Below are 22,475 nucleotides of genomic sequence, written 5' to 3' on the forward strand. Positions count from 1 at the left end.
ATGACGAGGACGGCGGTGCAGGCGAGGACGGCGACGGCGGCGGTGGCGCGGGCCCGGCGGGCGCGGGCGCGCCGGCCGGGGTCGCGTTCGATGTCGAGGACGCGCCGCCAGTGGCGGACCATGGCGGCGTGCGACAGGACCATCGACAGGAACACGCCGACGACGTACAGGCCGATGAGCTCGTACGCGCCGCCGCCGGAGAGGACGACCAGGAGCGCGGCGGCGACGGCGAGGATGAGGATGCCGTTGGAGTACACGAGGCGGTCGCCGCGCTTGTGGAGCTGGCGCGGCAGCAGCGAGTCCTCGGCGAACACGGACGCGAGCTGCGGGAACCCCACGAACGCGGTGTTGGCGGCGAGGAGCAGGACCCCGGCGGTGGCGAGCATGACCGGCCACAGGGCCGCGGGCGAGCCGCCGAAGACGGCGTCGGCGAGCTGCGCCACGAGGGGATCCTGGCCGCCGGACACGGTGATGTGCGCGCCGACGAGGTAGGCGAGGACGACGATCCCGGTGAACAGGGCGACGGTGGCGGCGCCGACGGTGGTGATCGCGGCGGCGGCGTTGCGCCCGCGCGGGGGCCGGAAGAACCGGACGCGGGTGGTGAACGTCTCGACGCCGGTGACGGCGACCGATCCGGCCGCGAACGCCCTGGCGCACAGCAGGAACAGTGCCGCGGACGTCCATTCGCGCTGATCCTCGGCGCTCTCGGGAGCGGCCGCGGTGGCGAGGTCCTCGCCCGCGGCGAGGCGGCCGAGGCCGGTGAGGACGATCGCGGCCATCCCGGCGACGAACGCGATCGTCACTCCGGCGGCGAACCGCCCGGAGACGCGCAGGCCGCGCAGGTTGAACGCCGCGAGCACCGCGATCGCGGCGGCCGCGATCCACTCGCGCCACGGGTGCAGGGCGGGCGTGAGGGCGACGAGGGCCGCGACGGCGGCGGCGACCGAGACGGCCACGGTGAGGATGTAGTCGAGGACCAGCGCGGCCGCGGCGAGGCGCCCGGCGCCGGGCCCGAAGTTCGCCGCCACGACCCGGTAGTCCCCGCCGCCGCCCGGGTACGCCTGCACCGTGTACCGGTAGGAGGCGATCACCGCGCACATCACGGCCGCCACCGCCAGGCCCGTCCATGGCGAGAACGCGTACGCGGCCGTCCCGGCCAGGCCGAGCACGAGGAACACCTGCTCGGGGGCGTACGCGATCGAGGAGATCGGGTTGACCGCGAGCAGCGGGATCGCGTACCGCTTCGACAGCACCAGATCGGACGCGCGCCCGGAGGCGAACGGCTCGCCCACCAGCAGCCGTTTGAGGACGGCCCACGACCTTGTCACGGCCGTAGCGTAGCGTCCCGCCTCACACCCGGGGGCCGCGAGTTTCCCCGCGGCCCCAGGCGATTCGCTAATCGCAGACGGCGGCCTCCACCGTCAGGGTGCCCGCGCCGGTGTCGAGGACCGCCTCGGTGCCGAGCGGGACCACGCGCGGGTCGACGTCGTGGCCGACCTTGAGGCCGCCGAGGACCGGGACGCCCAGGCCGCCGAGCTTGTCCATGATGACCTCGTTCATCGTCCACTCGCCGGGCTTCCACACGTCGTCGGGGTGCGGCACGAACTGGCCCACCGCGATCCCGGCGAGGTCCGAGAAGTGCCCGGCCCGGATGATCCGCGTCAGCATGTTGTCGACCCGGTAGCGGGCCTCCTCGACCTCCTCGATGAGGAGGATCGCGCCCTCCATGTCCGGCCAGTTCGAGCCGTCCGGCTCGGCGGCCATCAGCGACAGGTTCCCGCCCAGCAGCTTCCCCGACGCCGAACCGGGGACCTCGACGGGCGAGGTCGACACGGTGTCGTCCTTCTTCAGCACCACCGGGTCGGCGGTCATGACCGCGCTGCGCAGCGACTCGGCGGTCGCGGGGGTGTTGTTCGAGGACCACGCCATCATCGGCGAGTGCAGGCTCGGGATGCCGGTCTGCTCGGCGACCGCGAAGTGCAGGGCCGTGATGTCGGAGTACCCGATGACGAGCTTCGGATGGTCTTCCAGGGCGGCGATGTCGGCGTCGTCGATGATGCGGGTGGTCCCGTAGCCGCCGCGGACGGTCATGAGCGCCTTGGCCTCCGGGTGCGCCAGCGCGTAGTTGAGGTCCGCGAGGCGGTCGGCGTCGGGGGCCGACAGGTACCCGAACGTGTCGAGCGCGTGCTCGGTCAGCTCGACGCGCAGGCCCCAGCCCTCCAGGATCGCGACGCCGCGCGCGACCGCGGTCGCGGTGGAGGGACCGCCGGGGGCGGGGACGACGACGAGGTCGCCGGGGACGAGCTTCTGCGGCTTCGAGCCGCGGTTCTTCGCGGCGGCCGGTGCGGCGGTCGCCGCGGCGGCGATGGCTCCGGCGGCGACGCCGCCGATGAGGGCGCGGCGCGACAGTGACGGGTGGCGGTCCATTTCGTACTCCTTCGTGATGAGCGGTGCACTGTCTAGACGCTTTGGGACGGTGGTTTGCGCACCCCCTGGGCCGGTTTTTCCGTTGTTCACCGCAGCGGCCTCGACCGGTGCGCCTCGCGGTAAGGTCACAGCACGTCCGATCGAGGGGTGGTGCCGGTGCACGTGGTGATCATGGGGTGCGGGCGCGTGGGCTCGTCCCTGGCGCGGAGCCTCGTGGAGCGCGGGCACACGGTCGGGATCATCGACCAGAACCCGAAGGCGTTCCGCCGCTTGGGCCCCGACTTCGACGAGACCACGGTCCGCGGCGTCGGCTTCGACCGCGAGGTCCTGGCGAAGGCCGGGATCGGGCGCGCCGACGCGTTCGTGTCGGTGTCCTCGGGCGACAACTCGAACATCATCGCCGCGCGCGTCGCGCGCGAGAACTACGGCGTCCCGAAGGTGATCGCGCGGATCTACGACCCGCAGCGCGCCACCGTGTACGAGCGGCTCGGCATCCCCACCGTCGCGACGGTCCGGTGGACGGCCGACCGGCTGCTGCGCCACCTGATCCCGGAGGGCCAGGAGCCGCTGTGGCGCGACCCGACGGCGTCGCTGTCGATGGTCGAGGTGCTGTGCTCCGAGGCCTGGTACGGGACGGCGCTGGCGGTGCTGGAGCACGCGACGGGCCACCGGGTCGCGTACATCAACCGGTTCGGGCGGGCCACGCTGCCGACCGCGTCCACGGTGCTCCAGGACGGGGACCAGGTGTTCATGCTCGTGGGGGACGGCGACGAGGCGGCGATCCGCCGCATCGCGAGCGCGGCCCCGCAGGGCGGTGCCTGATGCGCGTGGCGATCGCCGGGGCGGGGAACGTGGGCCGGTCCATCGCGGCCGAGCTCGTCGGCAACGGGCACCAGGTGCTCCTCATCGAGCGGGACCCGGATTCGATGCGGCCCGAACGGGTCCCGGAGGCCGAGTGGCTGCTCGCGGACGCGTGCGAGCTGGAGAACCTGCGGCAGGCGCACCTGGAGACCTGCGACGTCGCGGTCGCGGCGACCGGGGACGACAAGGTGAACCTCGTGGTGAGCCTGCTGTCGAAGACGGAGTTCGCGGTGCCGCGCGTGGTCGCCCGCGTGAACCGGGCCGAGAACGAGTGGCTGTTCAACGAGGAGTGGGGCGTCGACGTCTCGGTGTCGAAGCCGCGGCTGCTGGCCGCGCTCGTCGAGGAGGCCGTCAGCGTCGGGGACCTGGTGCGGCTCTTGACGTTCCGCCAGTCGCAGGCGAACCTCGTGGAGATCACGCTGCCGGTGGACGCGCCGCACGTGGGCAGCCGGGTCGCGGAGGTGCCGCTGCCGCACGACGTGGCGCTGGTGGCGATCATCCGGGGCCGGCGGGTCATCGCGCCGAGTCCGGACGACACGGTCGAGGCCGGCGACGAGCTCGTGTTCGTGTGCCACGAGGACGCCGAGGACGCGACCCGCTCGGTCATGCTCGGCAAGACCCGCTGAGCCATTTAGGACGGGCGATCCGACGAAATTTCCCCTGGTGGGGTTTACATGCGCTCCCGCATCACGTTACATTGAAGATTCTCAATGTTCCTATATTTTGGGAGCGCTATCATGATCACTTTCCGAAGACGAGGCCCGCACGCCGACCGGACCCGACCGGCCCGCCGGCGCCTGCGCACCGCCATCGTCGCCATCGCCGCGCTCGTCGCGGCCGGGACCGCCGCGGTCCTGTTCATCCAGCCGGCCTCCAGCCACGGCACCTCCATCGCCCAGCCCTCGCGGCACTACAGCTGCTGGGAGCGGTGGGGTTCGGACTTCCAGAACCCCGACATGGCGCAGGAGGACCCGATGTGCTGGGCCGCATGGCAGAACGACCCCAACGCCATGTGGAACTGGAACGGCCTCTACCGCGAGCAGGTCGGCGGCAACCACCAGGCGGCCCTGCCCGACAACCACCTCTGCTCCGGCGGCCTGACGGGCGGCACCCGGTACGCGCCCCTCGACGACCCGGGGCCCTGGAAGACCACCCAGGTGAACAGCAGCTTCACGTTCACCAACTGGGACCAGGCCAACCACGGCGCGGACTACTACCGCATCTACGTCACCAAGCAGGGGTACAACGCCCAGACCGACGCGCTCGACTGGGCCGACCTCGAACTGGTGAAGGACACCGGGGACATCAACCCCGGCGTCGGCCGCCCGCCCGCCTCCGGCGGCGGGACCCTCGTGGACATCCCGGTCACGGCCCCCGGCCGCACCGGCCACCACGTGGTCTTCATGATCTGGCAGGCCAGCCACTTCGACCAGTCGTTCTACTCGTGCTCGGACGTGTGGTTCGGATCCGGCCAGCCGACCGACCCGCCGCCGACGAGCGCGAGCCCGACGCCGACCGACCCGGCCACCACCGCCAGCGCCACCCCGACCACCGGGACGACCACCAGTCCCCCGGCCGGCGGGTACGCGTGCGCGGCGACCGCGACGGTCAACTCCTGGGGTTCCGGGGCCACGGTCCAGGTGAAGGTCGCCAACACCGGTTCGCAGGCGATCCACACGTGGATGCTGCACTGGACGTGGCCGAGCACGGGGGTGACGGTGAGCCAGATGTGGAGCGCCACCCACTCCACGATGGGCGGCATGGAGATGGCCGGGCCCGCGGCGTGGAACGCCGCCATACCCGTGGGCGGCCAGGTCGAGTTCGGGTTCAACGTCTCAGGGTCGCTCTCGGGCGCCCCGGCGTTCGAGTGCTTCCCGAGTTAGGCGGGAACGGAGAACGGCCCGGGGCGGGAGCCCCGGGCCGTCTCTGCGTCGTTCTAGGCCGCGTTCAGGGCCTCGACGGCCCTCATGCGGCGGCGCACCGCCCAGATCGTGAAGGCCGTCAGCGCGATGGTGACGGGCCAGCCGCCGAGGAGGGTCATCAGGCCCAGGGCGTTGTCGGCGTCGATCCAGTACAGCCAGATGCGGACGGCGTTCTTGATGAGGAAGACGACGCCCCACAGGATCGTGATCTTGCTGAGGACGTCGACGAGCGGCTTGTTCTCGCGCCACTCCTTCTTGCCGCCCTGCGCGACGACCGCGTAGATCCAGCCGATCACGGGGTGGCGGACCAGGGCCGAGACGATGAGCAGGACCCCGTAGACCGAGCCCTGGATGATGCCGGGCAGGTAGAAGTTCCGGGCGTCGGTGGAGCGCCAGGCGAGGAACGCGCCGAGGGCGATCCCGAACAGGCCGTTGAGCGCGTGCCGGATCGACTCCTTGCGGATCGCGCGCCAGGCGGCGATCCCGAGGGCGCTCGCCGCGGAGATGACGATGGACCACTGGAGGCCGCTGAGGGGCCCCATCTGCTCGGGCAGGAGCGGGTTGAGGACCACGAACAGGGTGATCGGGACGGCGGCCTCGACCACGCCCTTGACGCCGCCGAGCTGCTGGGAGAGCTGCTCGGTGAACGGCGGGAGCTCGTCGGCGTCCCCAGCCTGCTGCTGCTCGGCGTCCGGCTTGCGGCTCGGCGTCTCGGTGCTCAATGCGGGCCTTCCAGGTCGATGTGGCCGGTCCGCGCTCAGGGGCGCAGCTCGTAGGTCGGGTTGTAGATCGCGAGGCGTCCGTCGCCCAGCTGGGCGACCCGGCCGCGCGCGACGAGCCTGGTCCCGGCCTCCAAGCCCACGATACGCCGTCGGCCCATCCAGACCAATGCGACCTGACCGGTGCCGTCGTACAGTTCGGCCTCGACGTTCGGGGACCGGCCGTCGGTGCGGTGCACGACGGCCCGCAGGCGCCCGGCGACGACCGCGAGCTGCCGGGCCTGGAGCCCGGCGAGCGGCACGGCGTCGGCGTCGCTCTCGCGGCGGACCTCGGCGGCGAACAGCTCCTGCTGCGGGACGGCCAGGCGCCTGAACCACTCGCGCAGCCCGGTGCGCCCCTGGGCGGGGACCACTACCGCTTCGGGCGCGGGGAGGGCTTGCGGCGCACCTGCGGCCGCGGGGTGTCCCCGGCGGCGATGATGGCGCGGCTGCCGTCGCCGCCTTCGGCCTTGCGCTGCGCGATGCGGGCGGCGGCCTCCTCGGCCATCTTCGGCGGGAGCTTCAGCGGCAGCGGCTCGCGCACCGGCATGGCGATGGTGCCGCGGTCGATGACGAGGTTGCGCAGGGCCTCGTCGAGTTCGGGCGAGGCGTCCTCGTCGAGGGCGCGCTGGCCCTGGAAGGTCGCCTGGACGAACCAGCGGGGGCCGTCGAGGCCGCAGAAGCGCACCGAGTTGGTGCCCTTCTTGGTGGCGACCTTGGCGATGAGCTCGGTGCCCCAGCGGCCCTCGACCTCCTCGACCTGGCCGCCCTGGCCGGTGACCGTGGTGGTCAGCTCCTCGCGGATCTCGGGCCAGATGCCCTCGGAGCGGGGGGCGGCGCGCACGAGGAGCTGGAGCGCGGAGGCGCCGGTGGTGAGCAGGACCTGGCTGATGTTGCCCTTGGCGTCGGTCTGGGCCTGGAAGCCCACGCCCTTGGGGACGGGCAGTCGGATCGCTCCCAGGTCGATGCGCCGGATGTCGTCCTCGGGGGCGTCGGCGACGTCGTAGGGGCCTTCGGTGGCCTCGCGCTCGTAGGTGTCGCCGCTCTCCGCCAGCGAGTCGAGGACCGCGCCCTCAGCGGGGCGCTGCTTCTTGGTCCCCCGTCGCCGTTTAAACACGTTCGATCTTCTCCTCTGCAAGTCGGCGGTGCCCGCCGGTGGACCCGTGGCCGTCCGCGCCGCGCTGCGTCGGCGCGAATTCGGCGACCTCGGTGAAACGGGCTCGCACAACCGGTTGGATAACCAATTGTGCGACACGGTCGCCGCGTTCGATGACGGCGGTCCGCTCGGGGTCGAGGTTCACCAGGTTGATCTTGATCTCACCGCGGTATCCGGAGTCGATCGTGCCGGGTGCGTTGACGATCGTCACGCCCAGCCGGTGCGCGAGCCCGGAGCGCGGGTTGGTGTAGCCGACGTGCCCGTCGGGGATCGCCACGGCCACGCCGGTGCCGACCAGGGCGCGCTGCCCGGGGGCCAGGGAGACCCCTTCGGCGGCGTACAGGTCGGCGCCCGCGTCGCCCTCGTGGGCGTAGGCGGGGACGGGCAGGTCGGGGTCGAGCCGCCGCAGGGCGACCGGGACTTCCGCGGTCATCGGGTTCCTCTCACTCGCGGCAGCGGGCCGCTCCGGGATCAGTTCATGCGGGGATATGGTCTCAGATATGAGGAGTGGGGAACGGTACGCCGAGCGCATGAGGCTCCCGCTGGCGGGCTGGCTCGCCGTGGCCGCACTGGCGGTCATCGCCGCGGCCCTGTCGAACATGGGCGACCTGCGCTGGTGGCGCGTCGCCGCGAGCGTCGTGGTCCTGGTGGTGCCGCTGGTCGGCGGCTGGTGGCTGGGGCGCCTGCCGGTCCGCGTGGTCGATGAGGACGGCGAGGTGTGGCTGCACGTCGACGACGCGCGCCTGCCGATGTCGGCGGTCGCCTCGGTCGAGGTCCTCGAACGCGTCGCGTACTCCGACGCGATCGGCGTGGCGCAGCACCCGCTCGCGTTCGTCGTCCAGCGCCCCTGGCTGAGCCGGGGCGTGCGGATCGTCCTCGACGACCCCGAGGACCCGACCCCGTACTGGATCGTGTCCTCCCGGTCCCCTGAGCGCCTGCGCGAGGCCCTCACGGCCCCGCAGCCCAGCCGCGTTTAGCTCCCTGGGCAAGCGAGACGGCCCGCGGAACGCATTCCGCGAGCCGTGCGCTTTCCGAGGGGTCGCTCGTGCGCTTACGCGCAGTCCTTGCAGATCGGCTGCCCGTTCTTCTCCTTGGCGTACTGGCTCCGGTGGTGGACCAGGAAGCAGGAGGAGCAGCGGAACTCGTCGGCCTGCATCGGCAGGACCTTGACGGACAGCTCCTCGTCGCCGAGGTCGGCTCCGGGCAGCTCGAAGTTCTCGGCGACCTCGGCCTCGTCGACGTCGACCGACCCGGATTGGTCGGTGCGCCCCTTGGCCAGCGCCTCGATGCCGTCGGGGCCAGGGGTCTCTTCCTTGTCCCGGCGGGGGGCGTCGTAGTCGGTTGCCATCGTTTTTCCACTCCCAATTGGTTCGCATCTGTGGGCCGGACCGAGCTCGGGGTGCCGCCGGCGTGCTCGGGTGACACGGCGGCTCGGCTCGGGACCCGGCGGGTTCGGTTCCTCCGTGCAGGCGGCGTACCTTACCGCGTGCAGTCCATTCCTATACACGATGCTCCCCGCTTTTTCATCCCCATTGTGGCGAGAAACACTTTCGTGACGAGGGCTGCGAGTGTACCGCCTCTCGGCCACGGAGACGACCTGCGCACGATAGCCTTCCCATGGCAACGTTTGCGGGGCGTCGGCTCGTCTATGCGACAGAAGATGAACTGCTGGTGTTCGAAACTCGGGGAGGCAAGCCGTGCGTATCGCTCGTATCCGCGCTTTGGTAGTGCTGTGCGCATTGGCGCTGGTCGCGGGTCTGGTGACGCTCTGGGCGATCAGGAACGACTCGCAGCTGTCGGCGAACAGCGACTGCGAGCCCGGCGCCGTGGAGATCAAGACCGCGCCGATCCCCGACCCCTCCGAGATCGAGGTGATCGTCCTCAACGGGACCGACCAGTCCGGTCTCGCCGACCAGGCGGCCGCGCAGCTGGCCGACCGCGGGTTCGTCGTCGTGGAGACCGGGGACGCCCCCGAGGCCTACGACGGGACCGCGCTCATCCAGTACGGGCCCGAGCAGTACGCCGCCGGACTGCACACGTACGCGTACTTCTACGAGGGCCGCGACGGGTTCGCCCTCGACTGGGACCAGCCGATCACGATCACCCTCGGCGAGGACTTCAGGGAGGTCAGGTCCGCCTCCGACGCGAGGCAGTCGTTCGCGCAGAGCGGCGGCATCGAGGCACCCGAGGGCACCTGCACGGTAGAATAGACCGCCGTCACCCCCGACGCTCACTGAAAATGCGGAAACACAGCTCGAAACGGCATCACGGACGGGCCGCAGGCGATTTTCGGCGCTACAATTCACGCCTGCCCGGTCGTTGTGCCGACCTGGGCTGCCGACCCAATATCCAATGCTCACCCGCTATGGAGCCCGGCTGCGCCGTGCCCGCCATTGCCTCGGAAGGTTGCTCGTGACTGACGCACGTCCCACCGGCACAGACGTCAATTCCCTGACCGACTCGCTGCTCGCTCTGGCCCGAGAGAGCAACGGGCAGCTGACGTCCGCGACGGTCGCCCAGGTTCTGGAGTCGGCGTCGGCCTCCCCCGCCGAAGGCAAGAAGGTCCTCCGCGCACTCGCCGAGGCCGATGTCACCGTGGTCGTGGACGGCTCCTCCTCCACGCGCAAGCGGGTCCCGGCCGCCCGGACCGCGACCTCCTCCCGGACCACCACCGCCAAGGCCGCCAAGAAGGCCGCGGTGAAGAAGACGACCGCGAAGAAGGCCGCCCCCGCCGCCGAGGCGGGCGAGGACGAGGCCGACGCGGACAAGGCCGTCAAGAAGACCGCCGCGAAGAAGGCCGCCGTCAAGAAGACGGCCAAGAAGGCCGTCGCGAAGAAGGCCGCCCCCTCCGGCGACGAGGAGCCCGACGAGGCCGACCTCGCCGCGGCCGCCGCCGCCGACGAGGACGCGCTGGCCGAGGCCGCCGCCGTCGCCCCGGCGAAGAAGGCCACCCGCAAGAAGGCCGCCAAGAAGACCGCCGCCCGCGGGAAGTCCAAGAAGGACGAAGAGGGCGACGACGAAGAGGGCGGCTTCGAGTGGGACGAGGAGGACTCCGAAGCCCTGAAGCAGGCCCGCAAGGACGCCGAGATGACGGCCTCGGCCGACTCGGTCCGCGCGTACCTCAAGCAGATCGGCAAGGTCCCCCTCCTCAACGCGGCCCAGGAGGTCGAGCTCGCCAAGCGCATCGAGGCCGGCCTGTACGCCGTCGAGCGCGTCAAGCTCCTCAAGGAGGGCGGCGAGGAGATCCCGACGCAGATGCGCCGCGACCTCGAATGGATCGTCCGCGACGGCGACCGCGCCAAGGACCACCTCCTGGAGGCGAACCTCCGCCTCGTCGTCTCGCTCGCGAAGCGCTACACCGGCCGCGGCATGGCGTTCCTGGACCTGATCCAGGAGGGCAACCTCGGCCTCATCCGCGCCGTCGAGAAGTTCGACTACACCAAGGGCTACAAGTTCTCCACGTACGCCACGTGGTGGATCCGCCAGGCGATCACCCGCGCCATGGCCGACCAGGCGAGGACCATCCGGATACCAGTCCACATGGTCGAGGTCATCAACAAGCTCGGCCGCATCCAGCGCGAACTGCTCCAGGACCTGGGCCGCGAGCCCAGCCCGGACGAGCTCGCCAAGGAGATGGACATCTCCCCGGAGAAGGTCCTGGAGATCCAGCAGTACGCGCGCGAGCCGATCAGCCTCGACCAGACCATCGGCGACGAGGGCGACAGCCAGCTCGGCGACTTCATCGAGGACTCCGAGGCCATCGTGGCCGTCGACGCGGTCTCCTTCTCGCTCCTCCAGGGCCAGCTCCAGCAGGTGCTCCAGACCCTCTCCGAGCGCGAGGCCGGCGTCGTGCGGCTCCGCTTCGGGCTCACCGACGGCCAGCCGCGGACCCTGGACGAGATCGGTCAGGTCTACGGCGTCACGCGCGAGCGCATCCGCCAGATCGAGTCCAAGACGATGTCCAAATTGCGACACCCGTCGCGCTCGCAGGTGCTGCGCGACTACCTCGATTAGGGCCGATCCGTTCGCTGTCGGCTTACACGGCACCCGAAGTCGCCGCCGACGCAAGGCCCGGACCTGGTGTGTATCACCCGAACGGGTGGGTATCCGAACGACGCACCGGGTTGTCGATCGCCGTTCCGTGGGCTACGGTGTGGAACAACTATCCCGACCGTCAAGGGCGAGTGAGCCGAGTCTCAGTCGGTCGATGTCGGGAAGGGGTAGTACAGTGCAGGCGTTGAACGGAACGAGCCGGTCAACAGGCCGACAGAACATTTCACTTCGACCGAACGCAGCGGAGGACCTGGTATGACATCCACCCTGACGCCCCCGCCCCAGACGGAGGAACGTCCGATCGCGGGCGAGCGCTGCGATCGGTGTAGCGCCGCGGCAAAGCTTCGCGTGACCCTGGCCGAAGGCGGCGACCTCGTCTTCTGCGGCCACCACGCGAACCAGTTCGCCGAGAAGCTCGTGCCGATCGCCATCGACTTCACCGCCGACCCCGAATTCGAGTGGCGCGGCACCGACCTCATGGCCTCGGAGAACTAGCGGCTCCCAGACTTCAGAAGGCAAGGGCCCGAGCGGATCACCGCTCGGGCCCTTGTCGTTTCCCGGTCCCGTCGGGCATGCCCGACGGGACCGTTTCGCTACCAGGAGCGGATCGCCGCGATCCGCTCCTCCAGCTGCTCGATGGTCGCCTGCGCGCTCGGCGGCCCCCCGCACTTGGAGCGCAGCATCGCGTGGATCTTCCCGTGCGGCTCGTTCGTGGAGAACGAGCGGGCGCCCACGAGCGCGTTCAGCTGCTTGCGGAGCTTGAGGCGCCGCTGCGCGTTCGTCATCGGCGGCTCGGCCGCCTGCCGCTCGGCGACCTCGGTCTTCGCGCCCCCGCCCTGCTTGGACATCTGCTCGCGCTGGCGCTTCTGGAGCAGCAGGTGGATCTGCTCGGGCGTCAGCAGCCCGGGCAGGCCCAGGTACTCCTGCTCCTCGTGGCTGCCGGCCTGCACCGGCAGGCCGAACGAGCCGCCGTCGAAGATCACCTGATCGAGTTCGGCGCTCGACTCCAGGGTCTCGCGCTGGCCCCCGAGTTCGGTGCCCTCGTTGAGGACCCGCTGCGCCTGCTCCAGCAGCAGCTCGGGGTCCTGGTCCTCGGACTTCGGCTTGATGACGTGGTCGCGGTCCTGCTCCAGGTTCTCCGCGAGGCTCAGCAGCGGCACCACGCTCGGCAGGAACACCGACGCGGTCTCGCCGGTGCGCCGCGAGCGCACGAAGCGGCCGATGGCCTGCGCGAAGTACAGCGGGGTGTGCGCGTTCGTGGCGTACACGCCGACGGCCAGGCGCGGGATGTCGACGCCCTCGGAGACCATGCGGACGGCCACCATCCACTCCTCTTCGGACACCGCGAACTTCGCGATCTTCTCCGAGGAGCCGGCGTCGTCGGACAGGACGATCGTGGCGCTCTTCCCGGTGACGCGCTTGAGGATCCCCGCGTACGCGCGGGCCGAGTTCTGGTCCGAGGCGATGATCAGCCCGGCCGCGTCCGGGATGCCCGCGGCGCGCAGCGACGACAGGCGCCGGTCGGCGGCCCGGATGACCTGGCTGATCCACTCCCCCGCCGGGTCGAGCGCGGTCCGCCACGCCTGGCTGGTGAGGTCCTTGGTCAGCGGCTCGCCCAGGCGCACGTTGAGCTCGTCGCCGGCGCTGGAGCGCCACTTCGCCTGGCCCGAGTAGGCCATGAACATGACCGGGCGGACGACGCCGTCGGCCAGCGCGTCCCGGTAGCCGTAGATCGCGTCGGCGCGCGAGCGCTTCGCCCCGTCCTCGTACTCCTCGTACTCCACGAACGGGATCGGGTTGTCGTCGCTGCGGAACGGCGTCCCGGTGAGCGCCAGGCGCCGCTCGGCCTCGTCGAACGCGGTCTTGACGCCGTCGCCCCAGGAGCGGGCGTCGCCGGCGTGGTGGATCTCGTCGAGGATCACCAGGGTCCGGCGGGCGAGGGTGCGGCGGCGGTGCACCGCGGGGTCGGCGCCGATCTGCGCGTAGGTGAGGACCACGCCGTGGTAGTCGGCGGCACTGTGGACGTCGGAGTTGCGGAAGGCCGGGTCGAGCTGGATGCCGAAGCGGGCCGCGGCGCCCGCCCACTGGACCTTCAGGTGCTCGGTCGGGCACACCACCGTGACGGTGTCGACGGTGCCGTCTGCGAGCAGGTCGTAGGCGATGCGCAGCGCGAACGTGGTCTTGCCCGCGCCCGGGGTGGCGACCGCGAGGAAGTCGCGCAGTTGACCCCGGTGGTAGGCGACCATGGCCTTGCGCTGCCAGACCCGAAGCGACGGAAGCGATTCGGGTGGGGCGGCCGGGATCATGCGGGCTCCTTCCGGTGGACGACGGACCCGGTTGATTTTAGGCCGCGAGTTGGGTCACGTTCAGCGCTCCAGCAGGATGGTGTTGGGGCCGACGTTGACACTGCGGACGCGCATCATGGCGCCGAACTTCCCGGTCTCCACGTGCGCGCCCAGGGCCCGCAGGTGGGCCGCGACGGCCTCGACCAGGGGTTCGGCCACCGGTCCGGGCGCCGCGGCGTTCCAGGAGGGCCTGCGGCCCTTGCGCGTGTCGGCGTAGAGGGTGAACTGGCTGACCAGCAGGACCGGCGCGTCCAGATCGGACGCTGACTGCTCGTCCTCCATGATCCGGAGCCTCCAGATCTTCTCGGCGATCCAGCGCGCCTCGTCGTCTCCATCCGTGTGGGTGACGCCGAGGAGGACGAGGAGCCCCGCGCCGATCGCGCCGACGCTCGCCTCGTCGACGGTGACTTCGGCCTCGCTCACGGTCTGGACGACTGCTCTCATGCCCCCGATCCTCCCCTATCGCCCAGGCGTACGCTCGAAGCAGGGTGGGCGGGCGGAAAGGACGGCACAGCGTGGGTCGGCGTGAGAAGACAGCGGTCATCACCGATGCGGCGATCTCCTTGGAAGAGGAGCGCCGGTACCGGACCATCCGCTACGTCCTGATGATGTCCGTGCGAGGCGCCCTGGTGATCCTCCTGGGCATCCTCGTCATGGCGGACGTCCCCTATCTGTGGCTGTGGCTGGTCTTCGGCGTCGCCGGGATGGCGATCCTGCCGTGGCTGGCCGTGCTCCTGGCGAACGACCGGTTGGTCAAGCGCCCCGGGACGTTCTTCCACCGCCAGAGGCGCGCCGAGACGCTGCCCGCGCCCGACCGGCCCATGATCGATTCGGAGTTAGGGCCGTACGCGTGGCAAGATTGACGGATCTTGCCCGCGCGATGAGGAGTGGATCAACGTGAGCGGACTTCCCGAGACCGGGACCGGTGGTCTGGACGGCGGCGGCTCCACCCTGCTCGAAGAGCAGACCGAGACCCAGCCGAACTACACGTACGAGGACGGCGACGAGGAGCGGTTCTCGCACTACGTGCCGAAGGACAAGCTCATGGCCGCCATGGTCGACGGCATCCCGGTGAAGGCCCTGTGCGGGAAGATGTGGGTCCCCTCGCGCGACCCCGACCGCTTCCCGATCTGCCCGCAGTGCAAGGACATCTACGAGAAGATGCAGAAATGACATCCTCTCCGTCCTAACGGACGGAGATTCCCGGCTCGCGGTCCGCGGGTGCGGTCCGGCTACGGGCGGGTTCCTCGTTCTTCCCCTGACGGGGGTTTCGGAGTCTGCCAGGTGTCCCTGGTCTGACGTCTCCTCCAGAGGCGTTTTGCGTATCCGAGTGTCCCCCGGCGACGAGCCGCTTGCCTTCACGGCGGATGTTCACTTCAGCGTTCACATCGCGATCGTGGACCGCGCCGCACCCGCATACCCACGAACGGACCTTCAAGCCCTCCAGACCCGAGGGCCCGGATAGGACCCCGCACGTCGAGCACAGCCGGGTCGAGGGAAAGAACCGATCGACCTTGACGAAGGTCCGCCCGGCTCGGGCGGCCTTCGATTCGAGCCGTGTGAGGAACATCCCGAACGCGGCGTCGTGCACCGACTTCGCAACACGCCCGCGGCTGAGGCCGTGAACGTTGAGGTCTTCGACATAGAGAGCTTGGTTCTCGCTCACCAACGCCTTGACCTGCTTGTTCACCCAGTCCGTGCGTGTGTCCTTGATCTGCTCGTGGATCCTCGCGACTCGGAGACGGGCCTTGGCCCGGTTGGCCGAGCCTTTCGTCTTCCGGGACAGGACGCGCTGCGCCTTCGCAAGCCTCCGTTCGAGCCGCCGGAAGAACCGCGGGTTCTCGATGACCCTTCCCCCGCGCAGGACCGCGAAATCCTTCAACCCCAGGTCGATTCCGGTCTCCGCATCGGGGTCGGCAATCGGCTCCAACTCCTCTGCGCAGTCCTCGACCGCGACCACGAAACTCACGTAGTACTTCCCGGTCGGTGACTTGCTGACCGTGACCGAGGTCGGCTCGGAGGGTAGGACCCGTGACCAGGCAACCTTCAGATCTCCTACATTCGGAAGGCGAAGCCGCCCGTTCCCGAGTACGCAGAAGCGGGCGTTGCGGGTGAACCGGATTGACTGAAGACCCGTGCGGCGCTTGAACCGCGGCGGGCCCATGCGCGGGCCCGGACGCTTCCCCGCAAGCGAAGCAAAGAAGTTCCGGTATGCCCGGTCCGCGTCTGCCAGCGCCTGCTGCAACACCACCGCCGACACCTCGCCCAGCCACGCCCGCTCAGCAGTGCGCTTCGCCTCGATGATCAACGCTTTCGACAAGGTCGCCGTGGACGGGTAAGCCGTGCCATCCCTGCGCGCACGCCTTCTCGCTTCGACCGCGTCATTGAACACCGCCCGCGCACACCCAAACGACCTGGCGAGTGCGACTCGCTGCGGCGCCGTCGGATATACCCGGAATCGGTAACGAAGAAACACTTCACGAACCTAACCCACGGGCATGACATCGATACAGATCCGGCAATCGGGCGGGCGTGCGCCGGACCCTCCCCCGAGTTCGAGGACGGAACCCTCCCGAACACCCGGCGGCGCGGAGCGCCGCTCGCACCTTCCCCGGGACTCGCGGTGTGATGCGGCTCTGCCTGCTATAACGCACTGGTGGAGACCGAAATCCTGGAGATCGTCCCCGGCACGCTGAGCCTGGTCGCCGAGCTGCTCGGCATCGCGGTGTTCGCCGCCTCCGGCGCGAGCGCCGCGGTCGGCAAGCGGCTCGACCTGTTCGGCGTGGTCGTGATCGGCGCGCTGTGCGCCCTCGGCGGCGGCGCGCTGCGCGACATCCTCATCGACGCGAAGCCCCTCGCGCTCACCGACTGGCGCTACCCGCTGGTGGCGGTGATCGCCTCGCTCGTGGTGTTCCGGTTCCACCCGGCGCTCTCGCGGATGCGCCCGACGATGCTCGTGCTCGACGCCGCCGGGCTCGCGCTGTTCACCGTGGTCGGGACGCTGAAGGGCCTCGACTACGGCTTCGCGGTCTACGCCGCTTGCATCGTCGGAGTACTCTCCGGTATCGGCGGCGGCATCCTGCGGGACGTCCTGGTCCAGGAGATCCCGGCGGTGCTCCGCGAGGACTTCTACGCGATGGCCGCGGTCGTCGGGTCGGTCATCGTCGCCGTGGGCGCGCGGTGGGAGTCCCAGATCGGGCACTGGACCCTGATGCTGATCGCCATCGCGACGATCTTCGTTGTACGGATGGTGGCCATCAGGTATCGCTGGGAGGCCCCGAAGCCGAAATTCTGATCCTGTCTCCCGGGTTCGTGCCACCCTTCGCTCCGGGGGATCTGAAAACGCGAAAACCGCTGCAAGCTGGTAAACCCAAGCCCGGTGCCCGCCGGGCCTGGTGCGGGTTCCCTACCCGCACGGGAAGGGAATGCAGCGAAAGGCGAATCCGATGGCACCTGTCGACAGCATCCGTCAGCGTCCGGCCCAGCGACCGGCGCAGCGCGCGACCGAGTACTCCGGCGACCCCGTGCGCGCCTATCTCAACGGCATCGGCAAGCACCGGCTGCTCACCGCCTCCGAGGAGGTCGAGTGCGCCAAGGCCATCGAGGCCGGCCTGATGGCCGAGTGCCGGATCTCCGAGACCACCGACCCCGACTTCCGCGCCGACCTCGCCCGGGTCGCCGCCGACGGCCGCGCCGCCAAGCAGCGGATGCTGGAGTCGAACCTGCGCCTGGTCGTGTCCGTCGCCAAGCGCTACTCCGGCGCCGGCATGAGCCTGCTGGACCTCATCCAGGAGGGGAACCTGGGCCTGATCCGCGCAGTCGAGAAGTTCGACTACCAGAAGGGCTACAAGTTCTCCACGTACGCCACCTGGTGGATCCGCCAGGCCATCAACCGGGCCGTCACCGACCAGTCCCGCACGATCCGCGTCCCCGCCCACACCGTGGACCAGATCAAGCGGATGAACCGGGTGCGCCAGGACCTCATGGCCGAGCTGGGCCGCGAGCCCCGCTACGAGGAGATCGCCCGCGAGCTCGACACGACCCCGGGCAAGGTCCTGGAGCTCATGTCCTACGACCGCGAGCCGGTGAGCCTCGACCAGACCGTCGGCGAGGACGACTCGACGGCGCTGGGCGACCTGGTCGCGCACCTGCCGCGCGAGCGGGCCAGCGACGACGCGGTCTCGTACGCGCTGCTGCGCCGCCACATCGCGAACGTCCTCGCGTCCCTGCCCGAGCGGGAACAAACGGTCCTCCGCCTGCGTTTCGGTATCGACGACGGGCGCCAGCGCACGCTTGAGGAGGTCTCGGCCGATTTCGGGCTCTCCCGCGAGCGCGTGCGCCAGATCGAGAAGAACGCGCTGCACCGCCTCCGCCAGCCCGACTACGCGGGTCGGCTCGCCGACTATGTCGCGTGAGGTCCCTCACGCCTCAGCGATTGCAGCCCTGTTCTTGTCGTACCCCGCTCATATGGTTAGGGCGTGATTCGGGCCTTCAAGTATCTGCTGCGACCTACGGTCAAACAGCAGCGTGCGCTCGAAGCCATGCTCAAGGACCATTGCGAGCTCTACAACGCCGCATTGGAAGAGCGGCGTACCGCTTGGTCGAAATGCAGGGAACGGGTCGGATACTTCGATCAATGCGGCCAGCTCAAAGACGTACGGCGAGACGACCCCGAGGGCCAGGGCCGGTGGGCGGCCGGTTCGCAGCAGGCCACGCTCCGGAGACTGGACCACGCCTACACCGCTTACTTCCGCCGTTGCAGCGCCGGTCGGAAGCCCGGGCATCCCCGCTTTCGCTCTGCTCGACGATTCGACTCGGTGACCTGGCCGCAGCATGGCAACGGGTGCGGATGGGATCCGAATCGCGACGACCCGGTGACCAGGGTCCGGCTCCTGGGAGTCGGACACGTGCGAGTGCACCGGCATCGGCCGCTGGAGGGCCGGATCAAGACGATCACGGTCAAGCGAGAAGGCCGTCGCTGGTACATCGTGCTCGCCTGTGAAATAGCCGTTCCCGAGCCTTGGCCGAAGACCGGCAGAGCGATCGGGCTCGATCTCGGCATCACCCGTTTCGCGACGACCTCGGCCGGCGAGCACGTGCCCAATCCGAAGCACCTCGAGGCTTCGGCGGCGAAGATCGCCGAAGCGCAGCGAGCACTCGCTGCTTTCCCTGCAAGGGTGCCGTACTCCGAACGGACCAAGAGGCACCGGTTGGCTTCAGAGAGGGCCGCGAAGCTGCACCGGAGGGTCGCGCGCCAGCGAACGGACTTCGCGCACAAGACCGCGCTCGACCTGGTCCGGCGCTTCGATGTGATCGCCGTTGAAGCGCTCAATGTCCAGGGCATGACACGTCGCGTCGAACCGAGACCCGACCCCGATCGGCCCGGCGATCACCTCGCCAACGGCGCGGCCGCGAAAGCCGCGCTGAACCGGAAGATCCTCGATGCCGGCTGGCGGCAGTTCCTGAATCTCCTCGCGTACAAGGCAGCATGGGCCGGTCGCGAAGTGAAGGCAGTGAACCCCGCCTATACCTCCCAGAAGTGCCCGCGTCAGGACTGCGGGTACACCTGTGGTGAGAACCGGCATCGGGAGGTCTTCCACTGCACCCGTTGCGGCTATCATGATCATGCCGATCGCGTGGGTGCGATGAATGTAGCTTCACGGGCCGGGCTGGTCCGCTTCGACGGGGCGCACGTCCCACCGGAGGAAGTCGAGCCGATGTGGCGAACACGGCGAGACGGAGTCATCATTGGTGCAGACAGGGGGTCTGGCGGCTACTTGACCCACCCCGCTCGGTGCCCTGCGGGCGGACAAAGTGAAGGAACGAAGCTGTGACCACGGACCTCGTCGACACCACCGAGATGTACCTGCGCACGATCCTCGAACTCGAAGAGGAGGGCGTGCCCGCGCTGCGCGCCCGGATCGCCGAGCGGCTGGAGCAGAGCGGTCCGACGGTCTCGCAGACCGTGGGCCGGATGCAGCGCCACGGCCTGCTGAACGTCAAGAGCGACCGCCACCTCGAACTCACCGAAGAGGGCCGCCGTCAGGCGGTCGCGGTGATGCGCAAGCACCGGCTCGCCGAGCGCCTCCTGGTCGACGTCATCGGGATGTCGTACACCGAGGCGCACGACGAGGCGTGCAAGTGGGAGCACGTCATGAGCGACACCGTCGAGAAGCGCGTGTACGAGCTGCTCCAGCACCCCACCCGTTCGCCGTACGGCAACACCATCCCCGGCCTGTCGGAGCTCGACAAGGACGCGGTGACGGCCGCGCACGAGGCCGACGAGCGGCCCATGAGCGTGGTCTCCCCCGGCGCGAAGGTGCGCGTGACGCGCCTGTGCGAGTCGGCCCAGACGCACCCGGACCTGCTGGCCTCGCTGCACGAGGCGGGCGTGGACCCGGGCGCGGAGGTCGTCATCGACCGCCAGGAGGGCGAGGTCGCGGTGACCTCCGGATCGCGGGCGCTGCGCCTGTCGGTGGACGACGCCGCGAAGATCTTCGCCGTTCCTGTCGTTTAGTCCGAATCGCTTGCGGCGCAAGCCCTTTCGTCGGGACGTCCGGTCGTTTCAGGCACGTGCTTGAGTCTTGACCACCGGACTACCGGGGAGTAGGCTGTCCAAAGCGTTGGAAACGGTTTCAATCGCGCGGTAGCTCCCTTGGGAGCCGACCCGGCTGAACCCCCCCGAACTGCACTCCGCACCTGAGCGCCCTCCCCGCACCCCCGGCGGGGAGGGCGCTCGCGTGCGGACGGGAAACGGCCGCCGGATCGCGATCCGGCGGCCGTTCTCGTCGTCTCTTATCCGGCGGCTTCGGCGTGGGCCGCGGCGATGCCGACGGCGAGTTCGGTGAACCCGCCGACGAGGCCCTCGACGGCGGCCGGGTCGGTGCCTTCGGGCGTGGTGTAGCGCATCTCGAAGATGGTCCCGCCGTCGTACCAGCCCATCTCCAGGGACGGGCCGGCGCCGGTGTTCTCGGTGTGGACGATCCAGTAGGCGGCCTCGCCGAGGCCGTCGATCGCCTCGGTGCCGTCGGCGAGTTCGTCCTCGTACACCTCGACCTTCGCCTCGGTGCCGATGACGAACACGGTCAGGTCCGGGTAGGCGGCCTCGCCGGTCTGGACGGCGCAGGTGAGCTGCGCGGGGGCCTCTTCGCCCTCCTCGGTGCCGGGCCCGCCGGAGGCGAAGCGGAAGTCCTCGCCGGTGGTCGAGTTCAGCAGCGCGGAGTCGATGTACGGGCACGCGCCCGCGGCGTCGGCGAGGTCGAGTTCGACCGGCGCGGAGTCCCCCTCGGAGGCGTCGCCCTCGTTGGCGGCGGTGTCGACCTCGTCGGTGCCGGTCGGGTCGGCCTCGTCGCTGCACGCGCCGAGGAGGAGCAGGAGGGCCGCCGGGACGGCGATCAGGAGCCGCTTCACGATTCCTCCCCGGTGGCGATCTCGCGGCCCCTTGAGGCCCAGTCGCTCCACGAGCCGATGTACAGGGGCGGCACGGGGCGCCCGGCCGCGGTGAGCGCGAGGGCGCTGCGGGCCGCGCCGACGCCGGAGCCGCAGTAGAACGCGGGCGCGTCGAGGGTCTCGTAGCGGGCGCGGACGCGGTCGAGGTCGGTCAGGTCGTCCTCGCCGAGGAAGCGGTTGAGCGCGCCGGGGATGTGCCCGGCGACGGGGTCGACCGGTTCGACCTCGCCGCGGTAGCGCTCGGGCGAGCGCACGTCGACCAGGTCGTGCTCGGCGGCCCAGGCGGCGGCGCCGTCGGCGTCGAGGACCGGGAGGCTCCCGGGCCGGACGGTGACGTTCCCCGCGGCGGGTGCCGGGGCCTCGGTCTCCAACGGGAGTCCGGCGCCGGCCCAGGCCTTGAAGCCGCCGGTGAGGACGCGGACGTCCTCGATCCCGGCCCAGCGGAGCGTCCACCAGGTGCGGGCGGCGGACATGCCGTCGCCGTCGTCGTAGACGAGCACGGGATCGCCGTCGTCGATGCCGGCGGCGCGCAGGACCGCTTGGAGCGCTTCGGGATCGGGAAGCGGATGGCGGCCGCCGACGGGGCCGACGGGCCCGCAGACGTCCCGGTCGAAGTCGAGCCAGACCGCTCCGGGGACGTGCCCGGCGGCGTACTCGGCTTCCTTCGAGGGCCCGCCGAGCGTCCATCGGACGTCGATGCGGACCGCCTCCGTCCAGGCGGCGGCCTGGTCGGCTTCGATCAATGGCCTCATGGTTCCCAGGTTATAGGAGGTGCGCGTTGGGGCCTTCGGCCGCCGCCGCGAATTCGGGCATCTCGGTCACTTCCACGCCGTTCTCGCGCAGGAACGCGTCGCCGCCGGGGGCGTCGACGAAGTTCGCGGGCTCGCGCAGCGCGTACGCGACGCGGGCGACCCCGGCGTCGGCGAGCAGGTACGCGCACGGCTCGGGCCGGGAGGCGCGGCGGGCGCACGGCTCCATCGACGAGTAGGCGACCGCGCCCGCGGCGGCGGGCCCCGCGCGGCGCAGGGCGACCTCCTCGGCGTGGTCGCCCGGGTCCTCGGCGCGCGACCAGCCCTCGCCGACGACGATTCCGTCCGCGACGATCACGGCGCCGACGCTGAACGCGGTCTGGGACGGCGGGCAGCGGCGGGCCAGGTCGCAGGCGCGCGCCATCCACCTCGCATCATCCTCTTCGGAGGGTCGTCGGTCGTCGGGTGGCGTCGTCTCCGCATGCTGCACGCCGCCCACCGTACCGGCCCGCAATAGGGTGAGGCGGCAGCCAGCGTCCGTTGCCGCGGGCCGATACCATGTGGGGGTCCCCCGACACTCCAGCCACGGTGACGTGCGCGCGGCGGAGACAGATGAGTCGAATTCGAGTTGAGGTGCAGCAGTCTTGGCCGTCCAGTCCCCTCCAGCTCCGACCCAGGCGCCGCCTGCGGGCGGCCGCACCGTGCAGCCCGCCCCCGGCGCGCCGCCCGGTCGGCGGATCGACCGGGTCGCGGCC

General features: G+C 70.4%; 26 protein-coding genes. 13 read left to right on the top strand and 13 right to left on the bottom strand.

From position 1 onward, the window contains the following. Positions 1-1,328 (bottom strand): APC family permease (locus DI269_RS19790; RefSeq protein WP_112139024.1); only part of this gene is annotated, 1,328 nt, incomplete at its 3' end. Positions 1,329-1,395: 67 nt separating this feature from the next. Further along, positions 1,396-2,427 (bottom strand): S66 peptidase family protein, encoded by a 1,032-nt coding sequence (locus DI269_RS19795; RefSeq protein WP_112139026.1) that lies wholly within the window; start codon positions 2,425-2,427, stop codon positions 1,396-1,398. A 156-nt stretch (positions 2,428-2,583) separates the two neighbouring features. Between DI269_RS19795 and DI269_RS19800 the strand changes: the two genes are divergently transcribed. The 3 genes from DI269_RS19800 to DI269_RS19810 all read left to right on the top strand — a co-directional run bounded on the left by DI269_RS19800 (position 2,584) and on the right by DI269_RS19810 (position 5,171). Then, on the top strand, positions 2,584-3,249 hold the full coding sequence (locus DI269_RS19800) for a potassium channel family protein (RefSeq protein ID WP_112139061.1): 666 nt from the start codon (positions 2,584-2,586) through the stop codon (positions 3,247-3,249). Continuing rightward, entirely contained in the window at positions 3,249-3,914 is a 666-nt protein-coding gene (locus DI269_RS19805; protein WP_112139028.1) for a potassium channel family protein, read from the top strand. Before DI269_RS19800 ends, DI269_RS19805 begins: the two co-directional genes overlap by 1 nt. Positions 3,915-4,025: 111 nt before the next feature. Beyond that, positions 4,026-5,171: a lytic polysaccharide monooxygenase gene (locus DI269_RS19810; protein ID WP_112139030.1), complete on the top strand. Its 1,146-nt coding sequence runs from the start codon at positions 4,026-4,028 to the stop codon at positions 5,169-5,171. A gap of 53 nt (positions 5,172-5,224) precedes the next feature. Here DI269_RS19810 and DI269_RS19815 read toward each other — a convergent pair whose 3' ends face one another. Genes DI269_RS19815 through dut form a run of 4 tightly spaced genes read right to left on the bottom strand, consistent with a single transcriptional unit; the run spans position 5,225 to position 7,557 of the window. Beyond that, positions 5,225-5,932: a DUF3159 domain-containing protein gene (locus DI269_RS19815; RefSeq protein WP_157975105.1), complete on the bottom strand. Its 708-nt coding sequence runs from the start codon at positions 5,930-5,932 to the stop codon at positions 5,225-5,227. Positions 5,933-5,967: 35 nt separating this feature from the next. Next, positions 5,968-6,342, bottom strand: a complete 375-nt coding sequence (locus tag DI269_RS19820) for an OB-fold nucleic acid binding domain-containing protein (RefSeq protein ID WP_112139032.1) — start codon at positions 6,340-6,342, stop codon at positions 5,968-5,970. After that, positions 6,342-7,085, bottom strand: a complete 744-nt coding sequence (locus tag DI269_RS19825; protein WP_157975106.1) for a DUF3710 domain-containing protein — start codon at positions 7,083-7,085, stop codon at positions 6,342-6,344. The genes DI269_RS19820 and DI269_RS19825 overlap by 1 nt, the downstream gene beginning before the upstream one ends. Continuing rightward, a complete protein-coding gene (gene dut / locus DI269_RS19830) occupies positions 7,078-7,557 on the bottom strand; it encodes a dUTP diphosphatase (protein WP_112139036.1) in 480 nt (159 codons plus the stop codon). The genes DI269_RS19825 and dut overlap by 8 nt, the downstream gene beginning before the upstream one ends. 97 nt (positions 7,558-7,654) lie before the next feature. Here dut and DI269_RS19835 point away from each other — a divergent pair, with 97 nt between their 5' ends. Further along, entirely contained in the window at positions 7,655-8,101 is a 447-nt protein-coding gene (locus DI269_RS19835; RefSeq protein WP_198667573.1) for a DUF3093 domain-containing protein, read from the top strand. 74 nt (positions 8,102-8,175) lie between these two features. On the opposite strand, the gene DI269_RS19840 is transcribed toward DI269_RS19835, so the two are convergent. Further along, positions 8,176-8,472 carry a DUF4193 domain-containing protein gene (locus tag DI269_RS19840; RefSeq protein ID WP_091053105.1) on the bottom strand — a complete coding sequence of 99 codons (297 nt, stop codon included), beginning with the start codon at positions 8,470-8,472 and terminating at the stop codon, positions 8,176-8,178. Between the two features lie 349 nt (positions 8,473-8,821). Here DI269_RS19840 and DI269_RS19845 point away from each other — a divergent pair, with 349 nt between their 5' ends. The 3 genes from DI269_RS19845 (at position 8,822) to DI269_RS29175 (ending at position 11,672) form a co-directional block, all read left to right on the top strand. Further along, on the top strand, positions 8,822-9,334 hold the full coding sequence (locus tag DI269_RS19845) for a LytR C-terminal domain-containing protein (RefSeq protein WP_112139040.1): 513 nt from the start codon (positions 8,822-8,824) through the stop codon (positions 9,332-9,334). A gap of 202 nt (positions 9,335-9,536) precedes the next feature. After that, entirely contained in the window at positions 9,537-11,138 is a 1,602-nt protein-coding gene (locus DI269_RS19850) for an RNA polymerase sigma factor (RefSeq protein WP_112139042.1), read from the top strand. 294 nt (positions 11,139-11,432) lie between these two features. Beyond that, a complete protein-coding gene (locus DI269_RS29175) occupies positions 11,433-11,672 on the top strand; it encodes a DUF7455 domain-containing protein (RefSeq protein WP_091053111.1) in 240 nt (79 codons plus the stop codon). Positions 11,673-11,770: 98 nt separating this feature from the next. Here the strand turns inward: DI269_RS29175 and DI269_RS19860 are convergent, their stop codons facing one another. Further along, complete coding sequence (locus tag DI269_RS19860; protein WP_112139044.1) at positions 11,771-13,483, bottom strand: DEAD/DEAH box helicase; 1,713 nt, start codon at positions 13,481-13,483, stop codon at positions 11,771-11,773. 60 nt (positions 13,484-13,543) lie between these two features. Further along, positions 13,544-13,966 (bottom strand): D-aminoacyl-tRNA deacylase, encoded by a 423-nt coding sequence (gene dtd, locus DI269_RS19865; protein WP_112139045.1) that lies wholly within the window; start codon positions 13,964-13,966, stop codon positions 13,544-13,546. A gap of 71 nt (positions 13,967-14,037) precedes the next feature. Here dtd and DI269_RS19870 point away from each other — a divergent pair, with 71 nt between their 5' ends. Both DI269_RS19870 and DI269_RS19875 read left to right on the top strand, forming a co-directional pair. Then, the gene (locus DI269_RS19870; RefSeq protein WP_112139047.1) at positions 14,038-14,385 is read left to right on the top strand and encodes a DUF3099 domain-containing protein; all 348 of its coding nucleotides are present in this window, start codon (positions 14,038-14,040) and stop codon (positions 14,383-14,385) included. 67 nt (positions 14,386-14,452) lie between these two features. Further along, positions 14,453-14,695 carry a DUF3039 domain-containing protein gene (locus DI269_RS19875; RefSeq protein WP_112139065.1) on the top strand — a complete coding sequence of 81 codons (243 nt, stop codon included), beginning with the start codon at positions 14,453-14,455 and terminating at the stop codon, positions 14,693-14,695. 13 nt (positions 14,696-14,708) lie between these two features. On the opposite strand, the gene DI269_RS19880 is transcribed toward DI269_RS19875, so the two are convergent. Beyond that, on the bottom strand, positions 14,709-15,998 hold the full coding sequence (locus DI269_RS19880) for an RNA-guided endonuclease InsQ/TnpB family protein (protein ID WP_112139049.1): 1,290 nt from the start codon (positions 15,996-15,998) through the stop codon (positions 14,709-14,711). Between the two features lie 180 nt (positions 15,999-16,178). Between DI269_RS19880 and DI269_RS19885 the strand changes: the two genes are divergently transcribed. The 4 genes from DI269_RS19885 to DI269_RS19900 all read left to right on the top strand — a co-directional run bounded on the left by DI269_RS19885 (position 16,179) and on the right by DI269_RS19900 (position 20,039). Beyond that, positions 16,179-16,817 (top strand): trimeric intracellular cation channel family protein, encoded by a 639-nt coding sequence (locus DI269_RS19885; RefSeq protein WP_232822831.1) that lies wholly within the window; start codon positions 16,179-16,181, stop codon positions 16,815-16,817. 151 nt (positions 16,818-16,968) lie between these two features. Next, positions 16,969-17,937 (top strand): sigma-70 family RNA polymerase sigma factor, encoded by a 969-nt coding sequence (locus DI269_RS19890; protein ID WP_112139051.1) that lies wholly within the window; start codon positions 16,969-16,971, stop codon positions 17,935-17,937. Positions 17,938-18,000: 63 nt separating this feature from the next. After that, positions 18,001-19,356 carry an RNA-guided endonuclease InsQ/TnpB family protein gene (locus tag DI269_RS19895; RefSeq protein ID WP_198667575.1) on the top strand — a complete coding sequence of 452 codons (1,356 nt, stop codon included), beginning with the start codon at positions 18,001-18,003 and terminating at the stop codon, positions 19,354-19,356. Next, entirely contained in the window at positions 19,353-20,039 is a 687-nt protein-coding gene (locus DI269_RS19900; RefSeq protein WP_112139053.1) for a metal-dependent transcriptional regulator, read from the top strand. The genes DI269_RS19895 and DI269_RS19900 overlap by 4 nt, the downstream gene beginning before the upstream one ends. A gap of 278 nt (positions 20,040-20,317) precedes the next feature. Here the strand turns inward: DI269_RS19900 and DI269_RS19905 are convergent, their stop codons facing one another. From DI269_RS19905 to DI269_RS19915, 3 genes are read right to left on the bottom strand one after another with little or no spacing between them, the layout of a single operon-like run. After that, positions 20,318-20,932 (bottom strand): hypothetical protein, encoded by a 615-nt coding sequence (locus DI269_RS19905; RefSeq protein ID WP_112139055.1) that lies wholly within the window; start codon positions 20,930-20,932, stop codon positions 20,318-20,320. Further along, positions 20,929-21,723 (bottom strand): sulfurtransferase, encoded by a 795-nt coding sequence (locus DI269_RS19910; RefSeq protein ID WP_112139057.1) that lies wholly within the window; start codon positions 21,721-21,723, stop codon positions 20,929-20,931. The genes DI269_RS19905 and DI269_RS19910 overlap by 4 nt, the downstream gene beginning before the upstream one ends. A gap of 10 nt (positions 21,724-21,733) precedes the next feature. Next, the gene (locus DI269_RS19915; RefSeq protein WP_408612312.1) at positions 21,734-22,219 is read right to left on the bottom strand and encodes a deaminase; all 486 of its coding nucleotides are present in this window, start codon (positions 22,217-22,219) and stop codon (positions 21,734-21,736) included. Positions 22,220-22,475: the final 256 nt, after the last annotated feature.

The organism is Glycomyces dulcitolivorans (genome assembly GCF_003265355.1).
GTDB classification, from domain to species: domain Bacteria; phylum Actinomycetota; class Actinomycetes; order Mycobacteriales; family Micromonosporaceae; genus Glycomyces; species Glycomyces dulcitolivorans.

Bases quoted from the DNA above. Each gene is read 5' to 3' on its own strand.
- DI269_RS19795 (WP_112139026.1), bottom strand. From the start codon at position 2,427: ATGGACCGCCACCCGTCACTGTCGCGCCGCGCCCTCATCGGCGGCGTC.
- DI269_RS19805 (WP_112139028.1), top strand. From the start codon at position 3,249: ATGCGCGTGGCGATCGCCGGGGCGGGGAACGTGGGCCGGTCCATCGCG.
- DI269_RS19810 (WP_112139030.1), top strand. From the start codon at position 4,026: ATGATCACTTTCCGAAGACGAGGCCCGCACGCCGACCGGACCCGACCG.
- dut (WP_112139036.1), bottom strand. From the start codon at position 7,557: ATGACCGCGGAAGTCCCGGTCGCCCTGCGGCGGCTCGACCCCGACCTG.
- DI269_RS19835 (WP_198667573.1), top strand. From the start codon at position 7,655: ATGAGGCTCCCGCTGGCGGGCTGGCTCGCCGTGGCCGCACTGGCGGTC.
- DI269_RS19840 (WP_091053105.1), bottom strand. From the start codon at position 8,472: ATGGCAACCGACTACGACGCCCCCCGCCGGGACAAGGAAGAGACCCCT.
- DI269_RS29175 (WP_091053111.1), top strand. From the start codon at position 11,433: ATGACATCCACCCTGACGCCCCCGCCCCAGACGGAGGAACGTCCGATC.
- DI269_RS19860 (WP_112139044.1), bottom strand. From the start codon at position 13,483: ATGATCCCGGCCGCCCCACCCGAATCGCTTCCGTCGCTTCGGGTCTGG.
- dtd (WP_112139045.1), bottom strand. From the start codon at position 13,966: ATGAGAGCAGTCGTCCAGACCGTGAGCGAGGCCGAAGTCACCGTCGAC.
- DI269_RS19890 (WP_112139051.1), top strand. From the start codon at position 16,969: ATGGCACCTGTCGACAGCATCCGTCAGCGTCCGGCCCAGCGACCGGCG.
- DI269_RS19910 (WP_112139057.1), bottom strand. From the start codon at position 21,723: ATGAGGCCATTGATCGAAGCCGACCAGGCCGCCGCCTGGACGGAGGCG.